Source organism: Desulfobacula sp. (assembly GCF_021107415.1).
In genome coordinates, this window is sequence record NZ_JAIOSW010000328.1 from 1 (window position 1) to 5,119 (window position 5,119).

Consider the following 5,119-nt stretch of genomic DNA (forward strand, 5'->3'; position numbering starts at 1 on the left):
AACAGACAACTTGGATATGTCCCTGCCTGCAAAGGTTACAGAGCCTGAACTTAAGATAAGCATGCCAAGCAATACTTTCATGGCAGTTGACTTACCTGCGCCATTGGGCCCGACAATAACAGCCAGTTCACCTTTTTCTACCTCAACAGAGCAACTATTGAGTATGGGTACATTATAATCATATGCTGCAACCATATCTTGACCAGATAAATAAGCCATTAAGTGGATACCTTTTCTTTAATTCCTCTGCCTAAATAAGCATCAATAACCTGTTCGTTATTTTTTACCTCTTCCGGAGTCCCTTCAATTAAAAATTGGCCATTGGTAAGTACAATCACCGGATTACACAGCTTTGAAATAAAATCCATATCATGCTCAATCATGCAGAATGTATAACCGCGTTCTGAATTCAACCGTAAAATAGCATCACCAATCTGTCGCAACAAAGTACGGTTTACGCCGGCACCCACTTCATCCAGCAGCACAACTCTGGCATCCACCATCATCACGCGGGCAAGTTCTAATAATTTTTTTTGCCCTCCGGAAAGCCTGCCTGCTTTTTCATTTTTAAGGTGCATTATATTAAGAAACTTTATGACTTCTTCCGCCTTTTTCTGCAGTTTATTTTCTTGTTTCCGAATTTGTCCGCGGCGGAACCAGGAATTTATAATATTCTCCCCAAGCTGATTACCAGGCACCATCATTAAATTTTCAAGTACAGTAAGGGTTGGGAATGGATGGGCAATTTGAAACGTTCTTAAAAGACCTTTGTGGAATAAATTATGTGAGTCTAACCCTGTTATATCTTCTTCTTCAAGATAAATTTTGCCTGAGGTTGGTTTATATAAGCCTGCGATAAGATTGAATAAAGTGGTTTTACCAGCGCCATTTGGGCCAATCAAGCCAGTAATAGAGCCTTTTTTAATATGTAAATTTACTTTGTCGACAGCCCTGATTCCGCCAAAGTGTTTAGAAAGATTATTAACCTTAATCATTTACAATCCTTTCGAATCTTATTCATCTCATCATGGCAAAAAAAAATTCCAAGAAAATTCCAGCACGGGACAGGGCATGGGGGTTATTAAAAGGTTAAAAAATTACTGCTATCCGATAGAAGATTCTCGTCAAAGGCTTGACTCAGAATCTCAACTGCTTGCTCTATCTGGGCTTCATTGATTATAAAAGGAGGTCCGAACATAATCATATCGCCGGATTGTCCTCTGTCACATCCACCCGAATATTCAATAAACATCCCCCGTTTCATGCATTCTGCTGCCACACGCGCTGAAAACGCATATTTTGGATCAAGGGTTTTCCTGGTTTTCTTATCTTCAACAAACTCAATTCCCCTCATCAGTCCCATTCCCCTGATATTGCCCACCAGGGGATGGGTGTTTAAATCCTCTAGCTTATGATCAAGATATTTACCCATTTTACTGCGCCCTTCAACAAGATCATGCTCATACAGATAATCAATGGTTTTTGATTCCACGGCACAGCCAAGGGGATTACCTCCCCATGAATAGCCGGCACCAAACATACCGGAATTATCAGCAATTTTCTTATATATGTAACCTGGAACAGCAACGGCTCCTATGGGAAAATACCCCCCCCCAAGTCCTTTTCCCAGGGCCAGAATATCCGGGACAACATTAAAATGTTCATAGGCAAACATTTTTCCCGTCCGCCCCATTCCGGTCATTACCTCATCAAACATTAAAAGTACATCATACTTGTTACAAATTTCTCTGATACGTTCAAAATATCCCTTTTCAGGAACCACTCCGCAAAGGGACATGCCTGAAACAGGTTCTGCAAGGAAAACAGATACATTGTCAGGCCCGAGGCACATGATCTCATTTTCAAGGGCATTGGCACAGTCAAGATTGCAGGTTTCAGGAATTTTATTGAACCAGCATCTGTAACAATATGCCGGTGGTATATGATGAAAATCATGGAGATAGGGGAAAAAGTCTGATCTTCTGCCCGTAGAACCTGTCCAGGCCAGAGCACCTGCTGTGCTGCCATGATAGCTCTGCCACCTGGAGATCACACAGGTTTTAGATGGTTTATTATTATCCAAATGGTATTTTCTGGCAATTTTAACTCCAATCTCCACAGCCTCTGTACCACCTGAAACAAAAAAGACTTTATCCATGGTATAATCAGAGGCTTTGCAGACCTTTTGGGCAGCTTCTTCTAGCGGAGGGTTTGTAAAATCAATGCGATGGACATATGATACCTTCCCTGCCTGATCTCCGATAACCTTTGCCATTTCCTTAAGCCCATGGCCAAGATTACACAGTATCGGGCCACCGGAAGCATCTATATATTTGTTCCCCTTATTATCGTAAAGATAAATACCTTTTGCATTGGCAATGGAAATATATTCCCGGTTCAAAAAGAAATGAAAGACATGAGATGCGTCATTTGAATAGTTATTTTCCATTCATTTCCCTCCTATTGAATACTTCCCAAAACCGATAAAGTTTGTGGAATATCTTTTTCAAGGGCTACAATTATAATAGCAAGATTTACTGTATTTCTAATATAATCGTGCTTTTTAATTTCTATTGTCAAGGGAAAAATCAAAAAGATCAACCTCCTATTTTGCTTATCTTGTTGATGTTTACCTGTCAAAAGAGCCTTACAATTTTAAAATAAGAACACCGCTTGATCCGGAAAAAAGAAATGGGCACGTTGCAATTGAACACGAAAAAGAAGCAGTGTCTTAGATTAACCTGGTGATTTACTGATCAATAAAAAATCAATAAAAATTTAAATTTTTATTGATTTGGGAAAAATTAACTGTTATGGAATTCAAACATACCATACCGTATGGTCTGAATTATTAGGGTGAGAAAATGCAAAAGTTAAATAAGGCAGCATGGTTTGAACAGGGTTTTAACATTCTTAAAACCAGTGGTGCTGCTGACCTTACCATTGAAAACCTCACAAAAAGTTTAAATAAAACCAAAGGATCTTTTTACCATCATTTTAAAAATCGTGACGATTTTTTTAAAAAAATTTTAGAGTTTTGGGAAGCAAAACAGACCTTTGATATCATACAAATACAAAAACAGGAAAAAACCTTTAAAAGTATTAATGCAACGCTCTTAAAACTTTCAAAAGAAAATATGGACCCGGATGTTGAAGTAGCCATCCGGGCCTGGGCATTAAGAGATCCTTTGGTAAGAATCTTTCAGAAAAGAATCGACAACCAGAGGATGGGATTTTTGCAGGCCATGTTTTCTCTGATGACAGATGATCATGAGCAGGTGGAAATGATTTCTTTGATACGATACTGTTTTTATATTGGCTCTCACCAGATTATTCCGGCCATTGATGAACAAACTTATAAAAAAAAATTAGACGCGCTAATGGGAATGTTTGAAACCTATATTGAGTTGAATAAATCAAAAAAAAACTATGAAGGAATTATGGAAAAATAAAGACTGGATTCCAGAGTGTAAAATTGCTTGACTATGGGAATCCTTGATTTTATAGTTGCAAAACTTACAATTATAATTGTAGTTATGCTGTATTAATCAGTAATTTAAATTTAAGGGGAAAAAAAAATGAAATCATTTTTTAAAACTTTAGTACTTGCATTATTAACATTGATTGTGTTTTCTGCACCTGGCTTTGCCGGTGATACAATCAAAATTGGCTGTGGCGGTGTTATTTCCGGTGACCTGGCACCTTATGGAATTTCTGCTCTAAGAGGCGTTGAGATGGCCATTGAAGACCTTAATGCCAAAGGCGGCATTCTGGGCAAAAAAATTGAATTATTAGTCGGTGATGATGTATGCAAACCTGAAATCGCAGTAAACATGGCAACCAAACTGGTATCAGACGGTGCACAGATGATTGTCGGTCATGTCTGTTCCGGCGCAACCATTGCTGCAAACAAAATTTACAAAGATGCAGGGCTTCTGATTATTTCCCCGGCATCCACAAATGATGATCTGACCCTTAAAGGTGAACATCCCAACTTTTTCAGGACCATTTCATATGACGGTGCCCAGGCAGATCTGATGACCTCTTTTGTACTCAACAACCTGAAAGTCAAAAAAGTTGCCCTGATCCATGACAAGGGTGATTATGGTAAAGGCCAGATGGAACTTGTCAGACAATATTTTGAAACCCTCGGCGGTATTGAAATTGTTCTTTTTGAAGGTGTAACAACCGGTGCAGTTGACTTTACAGCCATAGTACAGAAAATAAAAAGATCCAAAGCAGACCTTACCATGTGGGGTGGATATCACTCAGATGCTTCCAAAATTGTTGGGCTTATTAAAAAGAAAAGAGTTAAAACCACCTTCTTCGGAGCTGACGGTATCATTGGTGACAACTTTGTAAACCTGGCCGGCAAATATTCTGATGGTGTTTATGCAACAGGTCCCAATGACACTTCCAGCAATCCGCTTTACATAAAATTAACCAAAAAACATCAGAAAAAATACGGTGAAGATCCCGGAACATTCTTTCACAATGGTTACGCATGTGTTCAAGCTCTTGCCAATGCTGCAGAAAAAGCAGGTTCCCTTGATTATGACAAAATGCGCGCCGCCCTGGTTGCAAACAAAATCGATTCTCCTTTAGGACCCATTGGTTTTGATAAAAACGGCGACGTTGTGGGTGCAGGTTTCTCCGTATATCAAGTTCAGAACGGCAAATATGTACAAGTTAATTAATAACTGATCTATAATGAAAAACAGGAGCGTAATAGAAAAACCATATTATAGCTCCTGTTTTTTTAAGTAACAATTTTACTTTAATTTAACAAAGGTTAGGAGTTTTAAATTAATTAACATGCGTCTGTTTACTATTATACTGGGTGTTGCAGTCGTCGGGGTACTTGGTTTTTTCGGTATCAAAGAGATTATTGCAGATCCTGTATTGAGATCGGTGAAATCCCTGTGATGTAGGACCCGTTATTATGGAGTATAGGCAAACCAAGTGAACGCCTTTAAAGACAGCCCTATCACCCTATATAGATATACATAAATTACTGAGTATTTTCCGATTGAATCAAGCTGAAATTGACCGGTTTCAATATTTTACACCATTTTTAATCACTGATATCCTTTGAGTGTTTATAACCCTTATTTCGAGG

Annotated in this window: 5 protein-coding genes; 2 read left to right on the forward strand and 3 right to left on the reverse strand. The window is 38.6% G+C overall.

What is annotated here, in order from left to right:
* The 3 genes from K8S13_RS16665 to K8S13_RS16675 form a co-directional block, all read right to left on the reverse strand.
* The coding region (locus K8S13_RS16665; protein WP_291464235.1) for an ATP-binding cassette domain-containing protein at positions 1–219 on the reverse strand (219 nt) is incomplete at its 3' end.
* Positions 219–995: an ABC transporter ATP-binding protein gene (locus tag K8S13_RS16670; RefSeq protein ID WP_291464237.1), complete on the reverse strand. Its 777-nt coding sequence runs from the start codon at positions 993–995 to the stop codon at positions 219–221. The genes K8S13_RS16665 and K8S13_RS16670, both read right to left, overlap by 1 nt.
* 86 nt (positions 996–1,081) lie before the next feature.
* Positions 1,082–2,449, reverse strand: a complete 1,368-nt coding sequence (locus tag K8S13_RS16675; RefSeq protein ID WP_291464240.1) for an aminotransferase class III-fold pyridoxal phosphate-dependent enzyme — start codon at positions 2,447–2,449, stop codon at positions 1,082–1,084.
* 415 nt (positions 2,450–2,864) lie between these two features.
* Here K8S13_RS16675 and K8S13_RS16680 point away from each other — a divergent pair, with 415 nt between their 5' ends.
* Entirely contained in the window at positions 2,865–3,452 is a 588-nt protein-coding gene (locus tag K8S13_RS16680) for a TetR/AcrR family transcriptional regulator (RefSeq protein WP_291464242.1), read from the forward strand.
* A 126-nt stretch (positions 3,453–3,578) separates the two neighbouring features.
* Positions 3,579–4,697: a branched-chain amino acid ABC transporter substrate-binding protein gene (locus K8S13_RS16685; RefSeq protein WP_291464244.1), complete on the forward strand. Its 1,119-nt coding sequence runs from the start codon at positions 3,579–3,581 to the stop codon at positions 4,695–4,697.
* Positions 4,698–5,119: the final 422 nt, after the last annotated feature.